We start from the raw sequence: 16,675 nt of genomic DNA, 5'->3' as shown, positions 1-16,675 counted from the left end.
CATAGGATTCTCCTTTCAGATATTAATCATCTTTAGAAATAATCTAAGGTAAATCTATTACGTTACAATAACTGGAAAGGTTTCATAGAATTAAAATTAATCATAATGTGGAGTAACCACAATAACTATTTGGTACCATTTAAAAATTAATACTCTATTGCGCATGCTTTTTACACTTTAGCCACTTTAGCTTCACCTATATTTCGGTAAAGAATGAAATGACCGACTCCTGTGGGAAAGCGAAGACGTCGAAATCCATTCGAGCTATACTCGAGTTAGTTCGGCGCGAGCCCACGGAAAGCGGTCATTTAAGGTTCAAATGAATACCCAATTTCCAATAATAATCCAGACTATATTTTATGGTTTAAATAAATCTTACAATTGATTAAGTGATTCCTCAATCACTCATTCAATCGAAGTGTTTCAATCATTTCTTTCCCATCTACTTCTTTAGTTGAAAACGCAATTTTATTACCCTCTTCAATATTCTCAAAATCCCCAGTTGCATCTTCAGCAATCTCGTACGTATTTTCTTTGCCTTCATACATAATGACGACTGCATTGTCACCTTCGAATCGCACAAATTCTCCTTCAACTTGTGTGGTTAATTCAATTGCTGCCGGATCCCCATCTGACGTTTCATCGTCGACTTGTACCTCTGGTTCTGCATTACATGCACTTAATGTGAATAAAAACAACAAACCAAATCCCATTAATACTTTTTTCATCATTTTTAATAAGCCTCCTTTTTAGAGTAGACGTGTTTTAGGGGTGTCAGTTACACGTCACTGTAAAAATTGTGATACAATTTTTTGAGACAGATTATTGAACTGAGAGTTGATGAATTATGTATAGTCCCACTTATGCAATTGTAGATATCGAGACAACGGGTCATTCACCCAAAAAAGGAGATCGAATGATTCAGTTTGCTGCGGTTTTTATTCGTGACTGGAAGATTCAATCAACCTTTTCAACGTTTATCCAACCGGGCAAGAAGATACCAATGTTTATTCAAGATTTAACACATATCACTGATGAAGATGTAAAAGATGCACCAACCTTCGAAGAGGTGGCAGAAGAAATTCATCAACAACTCGCACATTGTATATTTGTTGCCCATAATGCGGATTTCGATTTGCCATTTTTACAAGCCGAATTTAAACGTGCGGGTATGCCAAAATGGAGTGGGAAGAAGATGGATACCGTTGAGCTTTCTCGACTGCTGTTTCCAACATCTTTCAGTTATAAGCTTTCAGACATTACATCTGAAATTGGTATTGTTTTGGAACAAGCTCACCGAGCAGATGATGACGCTTATGCAACTGCGGAGTTATTTATCCGCTGTAAAGAAGAAATTGAAAAACTGCCAATTTCCACTTTAGAGCAAATCCATAAACGTGCATTTTTATTAAAATCGGACCTAGCATCATTGTTCTTTGAAATTTTACAAAACAAAAGAAAACGTTCAGCACCAGAGCACTATGACTTTTATAAGGGCATTGCTCTCTTGCCAAAATCTAGAACCATTCAGTCAGCTCAACAGATAATGCATTATCCAGAGACAAAAAACCAAAAAAGAATGATCTTTAACGAAGGTTTGACTGATTTTAAAGAGCGTGAAGGCCAATTTCAAATGATGGATTCAGTGTGGTCCACTTTGCAAAACAAAGAAGAAATAGCAATTGAAGCTGAAACAGGCGTGGGGAAAACTCTAAGCTATTTAGTTCCAGCTTACTTTTTTGCGAAACAGCAAAACAAGAAAGTTATTATTAGTACATATACATCTCATTTAATGGAGCAATTACGAGACAATGAAGTGAAAAAACTCGAATCAATTGTCCAAGCGCCGATTCAAGTAGCCTTACTTAAAGGAGCGAATCATTATATTGATTTAGTTCGTTTTGAAGAATTAATGAGAGCGGACGATGAATCGTATGATGATACTTTTGCGATACTTCAAATCCTTGTTTGGCTAACACGCACACAAACTGGCGATGTGGAGGAGTTAAATGTATCAAGTGGAGGTCAATTGTTCATTGATAAAATTCGGAAAACGACCTTTTCGTCAAAACAAGCTGAGGCAGAACATGATTTTCACCGCTACGCACTCTCACAAAGTGTAGAAGCTGACTTATTAATTACTAACCATGCTATGTTGTTCAGCGACAAAGATCGATTAGAGCCCTTATTTACAACGAATATCGGTGCATGCATTATCGATGAAGCACATCAATTTGTACAAGCTGCCAATACAAGAGATGAAAGAACGTTTTCATTCACTCAGTGGAAATATGTATTTGGTCAAATTGGCTTGAGTGATGGGGAACAATTGGCCGGGAAGTATTATCGATTAGTTGAACAACAAGATTATTCCATCGATTATCTTTTTAAAGATTTGAATGAAACATTTAGTTTGCTCGTATCTACGTTTGATGTGGCAATTGAAGATCTTGTGAAGAATATGCTGAAGATGCCTGTCAAGAGAGGGCATTCAAAGCAATCTAATTTGTTAAGTAATTTCGAATTAGATTATGAGTTATTTGATATTCATTTTCAAATGTTGCAAAAATGGATTGATTTAGCTGAGAAAATTGTGGAAAGAACAGCTAAGTTACCAAAAGATATGACGCTTTCGGAACAATTAATCACATCTGAATGGAATTATTGGTTGAATGAAATCAAAATGAAAACAGGCGAGTGGGTAGATATCTTTTTATCGTCAACAACGGACTACTCTGTTTGGCTCGAGATGGATCAAAGAAGTATCCCAGGAAGTCTCCATGTGTTTAAAAAGCCGATTTCAAGTAGTGAAGCTGTAGAAGAAGTCTTTCATCAATGGAGAGGTGAAATCGGCATCGTATGGACTTCGGGGACGCTCACGGTTCCAGGGAATAAACGCTTCATCGCGAACCAACTAGGATTACCTTTGACTTGTCCAATAAAGTCTTACGGGTCGCCGAAAGATTTTTATAATGGTGCCCGATTATTTATCGTCGAAGATATGCCACACATTCAACAAGTATCACAAACTGACTTTATTGAAGCGGTTGCTGACGCTGTTATTCAAACCGTCTTGGTAACAGAAGGTAGATGTTTTGTTTTATTTACGTCCCAAGACATGTTAAGAAAAACAGTAGAGTTAATACAAGACAGTGGATTGCTTGAAGAGTATATGTTGTTTGCACAAGGCATGACTTCCGGAAGTCGAATGCGGTTATTGAAATCGTTCCAGCGATTTAATCGTTCTGTATTATTCGGTACGAACAGTTTTTGGGAAGGGGTAGATGTACCAGGTGAGGCACTATCTGCAGTAATCGTTGTTCGATTACCTTTCTCTTCGCCAGACGAACCGATTTTTAAAACTCGTGCAGAGAAAATGACCGCACAAGGGATTAATTCATTTTCCGCTTTAGCACTTCCTGAAGCAATCCTCCGGTTCAGGCAAGGCTTTGGAAGATTAATACGATCAGCAGAAGATCGTGGTGTATTTATCGTCTTAGATCGAAGAATTGAATCCAAGTCGTATGGGGAAGAATTCATCCGATCTCTTCCGACGATTTCTATTAAGAAAGTCTCGCTAGAAGATATGGTTTTAGATATTGAACATTGGTATAATGAAAAAGCATGAGTGAAGAAAGAAGGGGTTCCATATGGAAAGCAAAATCGAAATTATCTCCACGGTCACCGTGGACTATCAATCAGACTTGTATAAAATTGTGGACGCCTTAAACCGATCATTAAAACATCAAGATTTAATGTTTGGCTTAGCACTCGAAAAAGAAAATCATGAGAAAGCCGTTTTTACCATCTACAAAACGTAAGGTGATAACATGAAAAAATGGATAACATTTATTGGCGTATTTGTACTCTCACTTGCCGTTTTTATTAGCTTATTTGTCATTTGGCAATCAAAAGTTCCTTTCTCAGATCAAGAGAATCGTGCCGTGCAAATGGCACTTGAACAAAAAGCTTTGGCTCAAGTGGATGACGCAGAAGTATATAACGGGACGATATCCTATGTGACTGTATTTGGCATGGATGAAAACGGTGATGATAAAGCTGTCTTTATTCCAACAAAAGCATCAAAGGACCCTATAGAAGAAGTTCTTCTAAAAGATGGAATATCAGAAAAACAAGCGATTAAAGTCGTCCAAGACGAGTTTAAAGTGAAGGAAGTTCTTCATACAAAACTTGGCTTTGAAGATTCTAAAGTAGTTTGGGAAATTACATTCTTTAATGAAAATGACAAATTGAACTATGTATATCTACTGTTTGAAAATGGGAATTGGTGGAAGCGTATTTTGAATTTGTAAAAGGAGACGATCGACCTTGAAAATGGAATTGGCAAATCGTGTTCATACATTAACACCTTCAACAACACTGGCAATTACAGCAAAAGCGAAACAACTGAAAGAACAGGGTGTCGATGTAATTGGTCTTGGAGCAGGTGAGCCTGATTATAATACACCTGAAAATATTCTTGACGCTGCTTATCAGTCAATGAAGGATGGACAGACGAAATACACGCCGGCTGGTGGATTGCCGGCACTAAAGCAAGCTATTATAGACAAATTAGCCCATGATCAAAAGTTAACATATGAACCTTCGGAGATTTTAGTCGGAGTGGGTGCTAAGCATGTGTTATATACTTTGTTCCAAGTAATTTTAAATGAAGGCGACGAAGTACTAATTCCTATCCCGTATTGGGTGAGTTACCCGGAACAAGTGAAGTTGGCTGGTGGAGTTCCTGTCTATATCGAAGCGACAGCTAACCAAGAATATAAAATATCAGCGAAACAAATAAAAGAAGCAATTACTGAAAAAACAAGAGCAATCATTATCAACTCTCCAAGTAATCCGACGGGGATGATTTATTCGGAACAGGAATTACAAGAGATTGCTGATGTATGTAAAGAAGCAGATATTCTGATTATTTCAGATGAAATCTATGAAAAATTGATTTATGGTGATGCGAAGCATCGTTCAATTGCTGAGTTATCTAGTGATTCTAAGGAACGCACAATTGTGATTAATGGTGTTTCAAAATCTCATTCAATGACAGGCTGGAGAATCGGATATGCAGCTGGAAATAAACAAATCATAAACGCTATGACGGATCTTGCGAGTCATTCTACGTCGAATCCTGTAACAACTTCACAATTTGCAGCGATTGAAGCGTATAATGGACCTCAAGATGCGGTTGAAGAGATGCGTAAAGCTTTTGAATCTCGTCTAGAAACGATATTCCCTAAAGTAGCAGCTATTCCAGGGTTTACTTTAATTAAGCCTCAAGGCGCATTTTATTTATTACCTGATGTAACAGAAGCTTCTGTTAAAACGGGGCATTCATCAGTTGATTCATTCGTAGAAGCTTTACTAACAGAAGCAAAAGTTGCTGTTATACCGGGTTCAGGATTTGGGTCACCAAACACGATTCGATTGTCATATGCAACATCATTAGAATTACTTGAAGAAGCAGTATCACGTATAGATTCGTTTGTACGATCAAAATGGCAAGAAGATTTGCTGTAATTTCTGGAGGAACTTATGAAAAAAATTATGATTCAAGATATGTCGAAGCATCTCGGCGAAACGATTAAATTAGGTGCTTGGTTAGCTAATAAAAGATCAAGTGGTAAAATTGCCTTCCTTCAACTTCGTGACGGCTCAGGATTCGTTCAAGGAGTAGTTGTAAAAGAAGAGGCAGGAGAAGAGCTTTTTGCTAAAGCTAAATCGCTTACTCAAGAAACATCTATGTATGTAATTGGTGAAGTGACGAAAGACGAGCGTTCAACTTTCGGATACGAACTTCAAGTTAAGGACATTGAAGTTATTCATGAAGCTGTTGATTTCCCAATTACTCCTAAAGAGCATGGTACTGAATTCTTAATGGATAACCGACATCTTTGGTTACGTTCACGTAAACAACATGCTATCATGAAAATTCGTAATGAAGTGATTCGTGCGACGTATGAATTTTTCAATGACAATGGATTTACAAAAGTGGACCCACCAATTTTAACGGGATCAGCTCCAGAAGGAACTTCTGAGTTGTTCCAAACAAAATACTTTGACGAAGATGCATACTTGTCACAATCTGGCCAATTGTATATGGAAGCAGCGGCAATGGCATTAGGAAAAGTGTTCTCATTTGGACCTACATTCCGCGCTGAAAAATCAAAAACGCGTCGTCACCTTATCGAGTTCTGGATGATTGAACCGGAAATGGCGTTTGTTGAATTTGAAGAAATCCTGGAAGTACAAGAACAATACGTATCATACATTGTTCAATCAGTCTTAAAAAATTGTAAAATCGAATTAGAGCGTTTAGATCGTGATGTTTCTAAACTTGAACACATTCAAGCACCATTCCCAAGAATCAGTTACGATGATGCGATTACCTTCTTACATGAAAAAGGATTTAATGATATCGAGTGGGGAGACGATTTTGGAGCTCCACATGAGACAGCAATTGCTGAGCATTATGAAAAACCAGTATTCATTACGCATTATCCAATCGGAATTAAACCATTCTACATGCAACCACATCCAGAGCGTGATGACGTCGTATTATGTGCCGACTTAATTGCTCCAGAAGGATTTGGAGAAATTATTGGTGGTTCAGAGCGTATTCACGATTATGATTTATTAAAGCAACGATTAGCAGAACATAAATTAGATGAAAAAGCTTATGCGTGGTACTTAGAATTACGTAAACAAGGTTCAGTTCCACATTCAGGCTTTGGTCTAGGATTAGAACGTACTGTAGCATGGATAAGTGGAGCGGAACATGTCCGTGAAGCAATTCCATTCCCACGTTTATTAAACCGTTTATACCCATAAATAATAAAGGAGTGTTCGGTTATGCAACAGCAAAACCAAGATCGGCTCCGAATTTGGACAGAGCAGGGAAATGTACACATTTCCCAGCTCTTTTTTCAACAATATAAGGCATGCGGCATCGAGGATGATGAAGCACTACTAATCCTCCATATGACTGCATTTATTGAAAAAGGAAATCATTTTCCGACTCCAGATGATTTAGCCGAAAGATCCCATATATCCAAAGAACAAGTGAGTCATCTTATGCAACGTCTCTTTCAAAAAGGCTATTTAACCATAGAGCAAAAATACGATGACAACGGCATGTTAAATGAAGCATTTTCTTTTTATTCCTTATGGAATCGCTTATTGGACTCTTTAGTTACTGAAGAAACCTCTAAAGAACAACAGAGCCAAAAAGATGAAGAAGGCGAGATTTTTAGACTGTTTGAACAAGAATTCGGTAGATTTTTATCCCCAATGGAAAGTGAAACGATTTCCATGTGGTTTGATCAAGATCAGTTATCTCCTGAGCTCATTCGTGCGGCTTTAAAAGAAGCCGTCTTAGCACAAAAAATGAGCTTGAGATACATTGACCGCATTTTATTTGAATGGAAAAAGAAAAATGTAAAGACGTTAAGTGATGTAGAAAAGCAGGCGAGTCAATATCGCTCAGCTCCTGCACGTTCTACAACGTCTGAAACAACACGTACAGAAAAGGTACCTTTCTATAATTGGTTAGAAGAACGCGAATAAGGATGTGAATGTATGTTATCAAAAGCACAATGGGAAATTTGCTTATCCGAAATGGAGAGAATGTTTCCAGATGCGCATTGCGAACTGGTTCATTCCAATCCATTTGAATTATTAGTGGCGACTTTATTGTCTGCACAGTGTACGGATGTATTAGTGAATAAAGTGACTCCTGGCTTGTTTGCTAAATATAAGAGCCCAGAAGATTACTTGGCTGTGTCAGTAGAAGAATTACAAAATGATATTCGCTCAATTGGTTTGTTTCGCAATAAAGCAAAAAACATACAGGCATTATCCCGTTTGTTAATAGACAACTTTGATGGACAAGTCCCAGCGAATCGAGAATTGTTAACGACATTCCCTGGTGTTGGCCGTAAAACCGCAAATGTAGTCCTTTCAGTTGCATTCGATGTACCAGCATTAGCTGTAGACACCCATGTTGAACGTGTATCAAAAAGATTAGGTCTATGCAGGTGGAAGGATTCAGTTTTACAAGTTGAAGAAACCATTATGAAAAAGACACCGATTGATAAGTGGTCTAAAACTCATCATCAGCTGATTTTCTTTGGTCGCTATCATTGCAAAGCACAAAACCCACAATGTCCGACCTGTCCCTTATTGGCTTTATGTCGAGAAGGGAAGAAACGGATCGCTAGGGAAGTATCTGCAAAATAAAAAGAAGTGAATCCATAAGTGGATTCGCTTCTTTTCTGTTTTTAAGGTGTATCAGAAGATGATGTGTCTGCTTCTTCATCTTCAGGAGGTGTAGTTTCGTCACCTTCATCAGCTGGAGGTTCTTCTTCATCTGAACCGCCACCATCATCATCGGTGCCGCCATCATCCGATTCACCTTCGTCATCATCATTTCCGTTACCGTTACCGTTACCGTTTCCATTTCCATTGCCATTACCATTACCATCATTTCCAGAATTCTCATCATCTGAATTTTCTTCTTCAGGTTCTGGTTCAACTTCTTCGGCTTTAATTTCTAATGTTGCAGAAGCTGGTTCGCTTCGAACATCATCAGCAATTGCGACTACGATAAATGTATAAGATTTCCCTGGTTCAATCCCTTGAACAATTAATCCTTTTTGGTCAGTTGTTTGAAGGACTGTAGCTCCAGCACCATCTACTGATACGGAAATTTCAAAGGAAACAGATACATCATCTTTGCCACGTTTTGGTTTTTTATGGTCCCAAGAAAGAGTGGCTGTTTGATCGCCTTCGCTATAATCTGCTTTTAATTTTGAAGGTGCTTCAATTTCAATTTGTTCGTATGTTTCAGAAACTTGTGTTGGCTCACTACCACGAACAAATAATTCTGTTTGCTTCAATTCATCAGGCGTGTAATCACTAGCTAAGCGAAGGGGAGAAGACCCAAGTTCAATTGTAGCTTCAATAACAGAATTTGGTCGTTTGAACTTCGCCGTTTCTTTATTTGCTGAAACATCTGTCATAACTGATTTAAATAAACGTTGTGCAAATGTGCGTTCATTTCTATCAGCAGTGTTAATTCCCTTATCTCTTTTCTCATATCCCGTCCAAACAGAAATTGAGTAATTCGTTGAGTAACCAGCGAACCAAACATCAGGTGCATAGCTACTACCAAGATTGTATTTTTCTTTTTCTTCTTGAGAATAATTGGTTGTACCCGTTTTACCAGCAATATCAACGCCAGGAACAGCAGCTGCAGCTCCTGAAGCGCCTCGACGCTCACTTACAACATCACGTAGCATATCGGTCACCATATAAGCAGTTGAATCTTTCATAGCTGGTGTTGGTTTTGGTTCGAATGAACGTTTTGTTTTACCATCACGGTATTCAATTGATCGAATCGTGTACGGTTCAGTGTAAATTCCCGAGTTACCGAATGCGGCATAAGCAGCAGCTAAATCAATTGTATTCATTCCTGCAAATCCGCCAATGGCAGATGATTCATTTCCTAATTTTTCAGTAGGCATACCAAGAGCACTAGCAAAATCTTTGCGTTTTTCTAAATCAACTTCTCGGAAAGTTTTAACAGCAGGAACGTTTCTAGAGCGATACAATGCCTCACGAATGGTCATCTCACCTAAATACTCTCCGTCGAAATTATTAATTTGTTGCTCAGAATTTGAGTAAGTAATACGTTCATCATTGGTGGTTTGACCAGTAGACCAGCTTAAATATTCAATCGCAGGGCCATAATCTACTAGTGGCTTAGCCGTAGATCCAATATGTCGATCCTTGCGATCTTCTGCGAAATTAAGTCCACGGTCTGGACCATAATCACGTCCACCACCAATTGCAACAATCGCACCAGTTTTAGTATCAATAACGGTCATACCAGCTTGCATGTTTTCTGTAGGGAAGTTTTCACCCTTAAGAGCATTTTCTACTGATTCTTGTGCTTTAGGATCAAGGGTTGTATAGACCTTTAAACCGTCAGATAAAGAATCTCCGTCACTTTTGCGTTCAATTTCGTTTAATACAACATCAAGGTAAGCATCATACTTTTTAGTACCAGCTGCTTGAACTTTTTCTGCTGGCAATAATCCTTCGGCAATAGGAATAGCTTGAGCTTTTTCCATTTCAGCCTTTGTGATTTTACCATGCTGTTCCATTAAGCGAAGGACAATATTACGACGCTTTTCAGCAGATTCAGGATGCTTGAAAGGGTTAAAATTATTCGGACTTTGTGGCATACCGGCTAATAAAGCCACTTCATGTAATTGTAAATCTTTTAATTCACGACCATAGAAAGATTGTGATGCCGTACCAAAACCATAAATTCGTCCAGACATTAAGACTTTGTTAAAGTACATTTCAAAGATTTCTTCTTTTTCATATTCTTGTTCTAATTGATAGGCTAGGTATGCCTCTTGCGCTTTACGTTTTAAGGTTTTTTCATTTTGTAAAAATGAGTTCTTAATTACTTGTTGTGTTAACGTACTAGCTCCTTGAGAACCGAAGCCGCTAGTGAAGTTTGCAATAACAGCACCACCTAAACGGTAGAAGTCAATTCCCATATGGTCATAGAATCGAACATCTTCAGTCGCTAAGATCGCATCTTCCATTAATTTCGGGATTTCTTCATAACCGACATAATCACGATTTTCTGCTCCAAATGTCGCAAATAATTCGTTATTTATATCATAAACTTCAGTTGAAATCGGATCTTTCAGATTCTCTTCTTCTAATGCAGGAGCGGAGCTTGCATAAAATGCAAATAAACCAGCACCAAATAATAACCCGGCAAGTCCTATAATAATGACTGCCATAATGATTTTTTTAAACAATCCCTTTTTAGATGATTGTTTTGATTTCTTTTGTTTCTCTAATTCTTTTCTACGTTGTCCACGAGAACTTTTGTTTTCACTCACGAACGTCTCCTCACTTTCAAAGCTACACAGATTCTTGTGCTAGCATTTTTGTTACAGTCTTCAAATAATCAATCCTAGGAAATGCGCTTGGAGTAATTTCGAATCCTTGGTTCTCGAATTCTTCTAGGGGGATTGATTTTCTTCCATTGCGTATCATAAGATCCCAGGCGATTTTAAGAGGCTGGAATGGGTATAAAAAATACCGATTAATCGATGAAAATCGTACGATTAAAAAAGTTACTCCCTTTTGTTCTATCACTTTCATCATATGGTCTATTTGATGGGCATGAATATTTTTTAAAGGAAACGAAGTCTTATTTTGCGTCTCTTTCGCTTCAAAGTCAATATGCACACCTTCCCAAACACCATTGAAATCAGTTGTAGAAGCAGTTCTGTAGTAAGCCTCTTTAATAACGGCTGCACTTCTAGAAGGGTATTCAACTTTTACTACTTGAATAGGAACAGGCTTCTTATGAATAACTGCCCGACCTTGTTGAAGATAGTATTCGTTCGATTCATTTATTTCATCCTCTAAGGTTTTTCCCCTGTTACTGTATGTGTAATCCTTATTTTTCACTTTTTCTAAAGTTTTTTTTTGTGGGCTATAAGATTTTCCGTTTGGGTACTTAATGACCATCGTAACCACCTCGCATATCATCTATCATACCACACCATATTAGACGTATTGAGCCTTAAAAGGTTGCGATGAGCATTGTCGATTCCGAAGAAGTTTTGTCTTATTGCTACTAGTTTTGTCAGGCGTATAGGTTTTTCAGTCAAAACATGAAATGATAACGAAAAGGGAGGGATCCACCATGAAAAAAATAGAAGAAATGATTGAACAGCTATCTTTGTTAGAACATATTTTAGAAGTTCGTTTTCTACAAGAAAGATCCCAGCAAGCATCAACCATCATTGAAAAAGGACATGTACTAGGAAGAGTTTTGAAAGAGGCTGAAGAAACTGTGAAATGGAATGTTTGTTCCCGTAAAAGTGGTTAAATGACGCGATATTTGATAATATAAAGAGAAAAAGGGAGTTGACCGTCATGTCATTATTACACCAAACAAATTTGGTTTATCAAGAGAGTCAACTTTGTTTAGCGCGCCATCTGCAAATGCGTGAAGATGACGCAACTCCGGATTTCTTCGAAACCGTTAAACCGCATGCCGATCATTGGCACTCTTTTCTTATTCAATGGAGAGAAGATTCAAGAGTATGGATTGAAGAAAATCGACCTAAATACATAAGAATCCAACAAATTGATGCCGCAATTGAGGCTTTTAATCAATATTTAGTCCAATCTTTTTATAAAGAAACAGGGAAAAAACGATTTGCACAATCTATTCAATCGACTTGCTATACCTTACAAACCTTTATGAATGCGATTGAACAGGCAGGTGAACAACAAGATGCGAACTAACTTATCAATTGCTGAATTACTAAAAGAATGGAAATCAGATGCAGTGATGAAAGAACGGATTGTGCATTGGCATACCGTTCCAGAAAAACCAGCTAGTTTAGCAGATTTCCCTGCAGATTTACATGAATCCATCGTTTCTGCATTAAAAAAACGCGGCATTACAAAATTGTATTCGCATCAAAGAGAAGCATATGAATTAGCGAGAGCTAACCAATCATTTACGGCAATCACCCCTACAGCTTCAGGAAAGTCATATTGTTATCACTTACCAGTATTGCAGTCCATTATTGAAAATCCGGCGTCTAGAGCTTTGTATTTGTTTCCAACAAAAGCTCTAGCTCAAGACCAAAAATCAGATCTGCATGAACTGATCGAACAGATGGATCAATCCATTTTAAGTTATACATTTGATGGTGATACTGCTCCAGCCATACGTACAAAAGTTAGAAAAGCAGGACATATCGTCTTAACCAATCCTGATATGCTTCATAGTGGGATTTTGCCTCATCATACGAAGTGGGTTTCATTATTTGAAAACCTTAAATACATTGTCATTGATGAATTACATACATATAAGGGTGTCTTTGGAAGTCATGTAGCACATGTTATTCGTCGATTAAAAAGGATTTGTGCTTATTATGGAAGCAATCCTATTTTCATCTGTACATCAGCAACCATCTCAAATCCGAAAGAACTTGCAGAGTCTTTAACAAATGAAACGCATCAGTTAATCAGCAAAAACGGGGCACCCGCCGGGATTAAAAATTTCATTTTTTATAATCCTCCAATTGTGCACCCGACTTTTGGTATACGAAGAAGTGCCATTTTAGAAGTGAGAGATTTAGCTAAAAGACTCTATAAAGAAAATATCCAAACGATTGTCTTTGCAAAGAGTAGAGTAAGAGTCGAAATGTTAGTGACTTATTTAAAAGAACTTTCTAAAAAGAAAATTCAAGATGAATCCATTCGAGGATATCGAGGCGGTTACCTGCCGTCTGAAAGAAGAGAAATAGAAAAAGGGTTAAGAAATGGAACGATTCAAACCGTCGTCAGTACAAATGCATTAGAGTTAGGGGTTGATATCGGCCAACTTCAAGCATGCATTATGACTGGTTATCCTGGTAACATCGCAAGTGCTTGGCAGCAGGCAGGTAGAGCTGGTCGACGTCAAGATGAAGCGCTTATTATTTATGTTGCTCAATCTACCGCATTAGACCAATATATTGTTAATAACCCTGGTTATCTTTTAGGACAATCACCTGAAGAAGCGCGAATCCATCCAGAGAATTTAATCATCTTAATGGATCATTTAAAATGTGCATCTTTTGAATTGCCATTTTCTATGACCGATCAATATGGAGAATTTGAAATTCAAGAGTTATTAGCTTACTTAGAAGATGAAGGTATATTAGTCCGTACTTCTGATAAATGGCACTGGATGAGTGATCGTTTTCCAGCACATGAAATTAGTTTACGTTCTGCTTCGCAAGAAAATGTCGTGATTATTGATCAAACAGTTCCTGCAGCAACAAAAGTTCTTGGCGAAATGGATCGATATAGTTCGATGACACTTCTTCATGAAGAAGCAATCTATTTGCACCAAGGGATTCAATTCCAAGTTGAAAAATTAGACTGGGAAGAAAAGAAAGCCTTTGTTCGAGAAGTGGACGTTGATTATTTTACGGACGCAAATTTGGCGGTCGAATTAAAAGTAATGAGTGAAGACAAAGTGATTGAATTTGAACAAGCTTCTATTTATTATGGGGATGTATCTATATTAGCCATGGCTACGATATTCAAGAAAATTCGATTTGATAGTCATGATAATATTGGTTCTGGACCAATTCAATTACCACCAGAAGAACTTCACACATCGTCGAGTTGGATTAGTTTTAATCGTCCCAAAACATGGACAGATTCTATGTTATCAGATGCCATGACGGGAACAGCTACTTCGATCGGGTTATTCGTACCTTTATTTGTTCAATGTGACCGAAGAGATATTCATGTAGTTGCACAAGTCAAATCGACACATTCTGAATTACCAACTTTCTACGTATACGATAGTTACCCAGGCGGAATTGGGATTAGTGAGCGTGTGTATGAAGTTTGGCCAACCTTATTAGAACATGTGTATCAACATGTAAAGAATTGTCCATGCGATCAAGGGTGCCCGGCATGTATTGGAGCTCAAGAAGCGAGCATCGGTATGAAAGACGATGTTTTGAATTTATTAGCTTATCTACAATTACAATAAAAAAGGTGACCTTTATGTCATTCGAAAAGAATTTATTACAAATGAAAAAATTAATCAAAAAAAAGCCAGCGAAAGAAACGTCGTTGGCTTCTTTTGTTATGCCTAATCCTCCTGCATATTTAGAGACTTGGAAGGACGCGGGATTAGAAGTTATCGAAAATCAATTTGGCCTGGTTTTTGTGAAGAAGACGGTTTATTCTCCTCAATTTTTTCACGGTTCCTTTAAACTATCAGATGTTTTCCATGCTTTCGAATTATGGAACCAACTAGAAGAACATCCCATATCTACAAATGGACAAAATGTTGTTTTCTTTGATACCGAAACGACGGGATTAAAAGGAACTGGTACATATATCTTTTTAAGTGGTCAGTTAGTTTTTAAAAATAATCAATTCGAATTAACTCAACATGTAATGGCGGATCCAAGTCATGAAACCGCCTTTTTATATGAAACTGGATTGTGGAAGCCAAATCAAACCGTCATTACATACAATGGAAAAAGTTTTGATTGGCCGCAGCTTGAAACAAGATGGACGCTAAACCGAACATATTTACCGAAATTATCAGTCCCACATCATATCGATTTACTTCACGGATCTAGAAGGGTGTGGAAAGGTGATTTAACTCAATTTAAATTAACAAGTATCGAAGTTGAAAAGCTAGGATTTACACGCATTGGAGATATTCCTGGTTATTTAGCTCCGATTATATATTTAGATGCTGTAAAAAATGGCGACCCACATGCTTTGTTAAAAGTACTACACCATAATGAATGGGATATTCTATCGTTGCTTACGTTATTTATCCATTCTTCGAAATTGCTATTAGAAGAGTCTTATACAGAGACTGCATTGACTTCAACGAACATTGGTAAATGGTTTGCCGATTTAAAAATGTATGAAAAAAGTCAGGATCAATTCGATCAAATCACTTCGACGTATGAAAAAGAAGAGGCATCAATGGCTTTTTATTACATAGGATTTAATTATAAGCGTTTTAATCGGAAGGAAGATGCGTATCAATCGTTTAAAAACGCATTACTTCATTTACCACTTCGATTTAAAATAAATGCGTATGAAGAACTTGCAAAAATCGATGAACATTTGTTTAAACGATTTGATCAAGCGATTATTTATTCACATGAAGCTCTTAAATTAATTGAAGCAATACCTGAATTGACTGACACTAAAAAGATAAAACTAAAGAATGCATTTGAAAAACGTTTGAATCGACTTTTGAAGAAGGTAAAATAGGATTAGCTTAGTGAAATTAAAATCCATGTCACCAAAAGGCGGGCAGAAGAAATAATCACAGTAGATGTAAATAATTAAAATATTTCCCGGGCAACCGCAACCTTCGACAGAAATAATTGTAAGAATAGAACGTAAAAATCTAAAATATGATATAATTAGACAAGGTATGCAAAGATGGAAGGACGATGAATATGGAATCAAAATTAAACTCTAAAGATATTTTGGAAAAAGAATTTAAAACGGGACTACGTGGCTATAATCAAGATGACGTAGACCAATTTTTAGACGATATTATTCAAGATTATGAAACATTTGAAATGACAATCGCTTCATTAAAAGCTGAAAACAAACGTTTACATGAAGAATTATTAGATGCACCAAAACGACAAGTTTCGTCACCTTCTAATGGCTCAACGAACTTTGATATTTTAAAAAGATTATCAAATCTTGAAAAACATGTATTCGGAAGTAAGTTGTACGAATAATTGAACATCCCGAGAGTCATTGTTTTTCTAACAAAAATCTTGTATAATGAAGAAACCATTTAGTGAATCCAGGTAATCGCTGCAACGCTTGACGTTGTAGAGGAAAGTCCATGCTCGCACGGGTCTGAGATGACCGTAGTGTTCGTGCTTAGCCAAAAAATAAGCTAAGGCAGTGTAAAAGCTGACGGCGGGAACAACACCTAAGTCTTCGGATATGGTCTAGGTTCTCTGAAAGTGCCACAGTGACGGAGCTGACTCGGAAACGTTTCAGGTGGAACGAGGTAAACCCCACGAGCGAGAAACCCAAATTATGGTAGGGG

15 protein-coding genes and 1 other RNA gene are annotated in these 16,675 nt (G+C 37.4%); 13 read left to right on the top strand and 3 right to left on the bottom strand.

Going from position 1 to position 16,675, the window contains the following annotated elements:
• Window positions 1-401: 401 nt before the first annotated feature.
• Entirely contained in the window at window positions 402-731 is a 330-nt protein-coding gene (locus AC3EA5_RS12410; RefSeq protein ID WP_488608628.1) for a hypothetical protein, read from the bottom strand.
• 116 nt (window positions 732-847) lie between these two features.
• Here AC3EA5_RS12410 and dinG point away from each other — a divergent pair, with 116 nt between their 5' ends.
• Genes dinG through nth form a run of 7 tightly spaced genes read left to right on the top strand, consistent with a single transcriptional unit; the run spans window position 848 to window position 8,250 of the window.
• Window positions 848-3,628: an ATP-dependent DNA helicase DinG gene (gene dinG / locus AC3EA5_RS12405; RefSeq protein ID WP_488608627.1), complete on the top strand. Its 2,781-nt coding sequence runs from the start codon at window positions 848-850 to the stop codon at window positions 3,626-3,628.
• Between the two features lie 22 nt (window positions 3,629-3,650).
• Window positions 3,651-3,821 (top strand): YpmA family protein, encoded by a 171-nt coding sequence (locus tag AC3EA5_RS12400; RefSeq protein ID WP_488608626.1) that lies wholly within the window; start codon window positions 3,651-3,653, stop codon window positions 3,819-3,821.
• A 9-nt stretch (window positions 3,822-3,830) separates the two neighbouring features.
• The gene (locus AC3EA5_RS12395) at window positions 3,831-4,313 is read left to right on the top strand and encodes a cell wall elongation regulator TseB-like domain-containing protein (RefSeq protein WP_488608625.1); all 483 of its coding nucleotides are present in this window, start codon (window positions 3,831-3,833) and stop codon (window positions 4,311-4,313) included.
• 16 nt (window positions 4,314-4,329) lie between these two features.
• Window positions 4,330-5,532 (top strand): pyridoxal phosphate-dependent aminotransferase, encoded by a 1,203-nt coding sequence (locus AC3EA5_RS12390; protein WP_488608624.1) that lies wholly within the window; start codon window positions 4,330-4,332, stop codon window positions 5,530-5,532.
• A gap of 15 nt (window positions 5,533-5,547) precedes the next feature.
• Window positions 5,548-6,843 (top strand): asparagine--tRNA ligase, encoded by a 1,296-nt coding sequence (asnS, locus tag AC3EA5_RS12385; protein ID WP_488608623.1) that lies wholly within the window; start codon window positions 5,548-5,550, stop codon window positions 6,841-6,843.
• Between the two features lie 21 nt (window positions 6,844-6,864).
• On the top strand, window positions 6,865-7,578 hold the full coding sequence (locus tag AC3EA5_RS12380) for a DnaD domain protein (RefSeq protein ID WP_488608622.1): 714 nt from the start codon (window positions 6,865-6,867) through the stop codon (window positions 7,576-7,578).
• Between the two features lie 12 nt (window positions 7,579-7,590).
• Window positions 7,591-8,250 (top strand): endonuclease III, encoded by a 660-nt coding sequence (gene nth, locus AC3EA5_RS12375; protein ID WP_488608621.1) that lies wholly within the window; start codon window positions 7,591-7,593, stop codon window positions 8,248-8,250.
• Window positions 8,251-8,291: 41 nt separating this feature from the next.
• On the opposite strand, the gene AC3EA5_RS12370 is transcribed toward nth, so the two are convergent.
• A complete protein-coding gene (locus tag AC3EA5_RS12370) occupies window positions 8,292-10,937 on the bottom strand; it encodes a PBP1A family penicillin-binding protein (RefSeq protein WP_488608620.1) in 2,646 nt (881 codons plus the stop codon).
• A 22-nt stretch (window positions 10,938-10,959) separates the two neighbouring features.
• Window positions 10,960-11,574, bottom strand: a complete 615-nt coding sequence (recU, locus tag AC3EA5_RS12365) for a Holliday junction resolvase RecU (protein ID WP_488608619.1) — start codon at window positions 11,572-11,574, stop codon at window positions 10,960-10,962.
• Window positions 11,575-11,752: 178 nt separating this feature from the next.
• On the opposite strand from recU, the gene AC3EA5_RS12360 reads away from it, so the two are divergent.
• From AC3EA5_RS12360 to rnpB, 6 genes are all read left to right on the top strand, one after another.
• Window positions 11,753-11,938, top strand: a complete 186-nt coding sequence (locus tag AC3EA5_RS12360; RefSeq protein ID WP_394187851.1) for a hypothetical protein — start codon at window positions 11,753-11,755, stop codon at window positions 11,936-11,938.
• A gap of 47 nt (window positions 11,939-11,985) precedes the next feature.
• Entirely contained in the window at window positions 11,986-12,360 is a 375-nt protein-coding gene (locus AC3EA5_RS12355) for a DUF1798 family protein (RefSeq protein WP_394187852.1), read from the top strand.
• Entirely contained in the window at window positions 12,350-14,617 is a 2,268-nt protein-coding gene (locus tag AC3EA5_RS12350) for a DEAD/DEAH box helicase (RefSeq protein ID WP_488608618.1), read from the top strand. The genes AC3EA5_RS12355 and AC3EA5_RS12350 overlap by 11 nt, the downstream gene beginning before the upstream one ends.
• Window positions 14,618-14,631: 14 nt before the next feature.
• Window positions 14,632-15,870, top strand: coding sequence for a ribonuclease H-like domain-containing protein (locus tag AC3EA5_RS12345; protein ID WP_488608617.1), 1,239 nt, complete (start codon window positions 14,632-14,634; stop codon window positions 15,868-15,870).
• A 191-nt stretch (window positions 15,871-16,061) separates the two neighbouring features.
• A complete protein-coding gene (gene gpsB / locus AC3EA5_RS12340) occupies window positions 16,062-16,355 on the top strand; it encodes a cell division regulator GpsB (RefSeq protein ID WP_394187855.1) in 294 nt (97 codons plus the stop codon).
• Between the two features lie 64 nt (window positions 16,356-16,419).
• Window positions 16,420-16,675, top strand: an RNA gene (gene rnpB, locus AC3EA5_RS12335) — RNase P RNA component class B; the annotation flags it as partial.

Source organism: Paenisporosarcina sp. (assembly GCF_057785155.1).
The sequence above is the reverse complement of the archived record's forward strand: the minus strand, read 5'-3'. Positions and strand labels throughout refer to the sequence as shown.

Coding starts and splice junctions, on each gene's coding strand:
- AC3EA5_RS12380 (WP_488608622.1), top strand. CDS start 6,865: ATGCAACAGCAAAACCAAGATCGGCTCCGAATTTGGACAGAGCAGGGA.
- gpsB (WP_394187855.1), top strand. CDS start 16,062: ATGGAATCAAAATTAAACTCTAAAGATATTTTGGAAAAAGAATTTAAA.
- AC3EA5_RS12410 (WP_488608628.1), bottom strand. CDS start 731: ATGATGAAAAAAGTATTAATGGGATTTGGTTTGTTGTTTTTATTCACA.
- asnS (WP_488608623.1), top strand. CDS start 5,548: ATGAAAAAAATTATGATTCAAGATATGTCGAAGCATCTCGGCGAAACG.
- AC3EA5_RS12400 (WP_488608626.1), top strand. CDS start 3,651: ATGGAAAGCAAAATCGAAATTATCTCCACGGTCACCGTGGACTATCAA.
- nth (WP_488608621.1), top strand. CDS start 7,591: ATGTTATCAAAAGCACAATGGGAAATTTGCTTATCCGAAATGGAGAGA.
- AC3EA5_RS12360 (WP_394187851.1), top strand. CDS start 11,753: ATGAAAAAAATAGAAGAAATGATTGAACAGCTATCTTTGTTAGAACAT.
- AC3EA5_RS12350 (WP_488608618.1), top strand. CDS start 12,350: ATGCGAACTAACTTATCAATTGCTGAATTACTAAAAGAATGGAAATCA.
- dinG (WP_488608627.1), top strand. CDS start 848: ATGTATAGTCCCACTTATGCAATTGTAGATATCGAGACAACGGGTCAT.
- AC3EA5_RS12395 (WP_488608625.1), top strand. CDS start 3,831: ATGAAAAAATGGATAACATTTATTGGCGTATTTGTACTCTCACTTGCC.
- AC3EA5_RS12345 (WP_488608617.1), top strand. CDS start 14,632: ATGTCATTCGAAAAGAATTTATTACAAATGAAAAAATTAATCAAAAAA.
- recU (WP_488608619.1), bottom strand. CDS start 11,574: ATGGTCATTAAGTACCCAAACGGAAAATCTTATAGCCCACAAAAAAAA.
- AC3EA5_RS12355 (WP_394187852.1), top strand. CDS start 11,986: ATGTCATTATTACACCAAACAAATTTGGTTTATCAAGAGAGTCAACTT.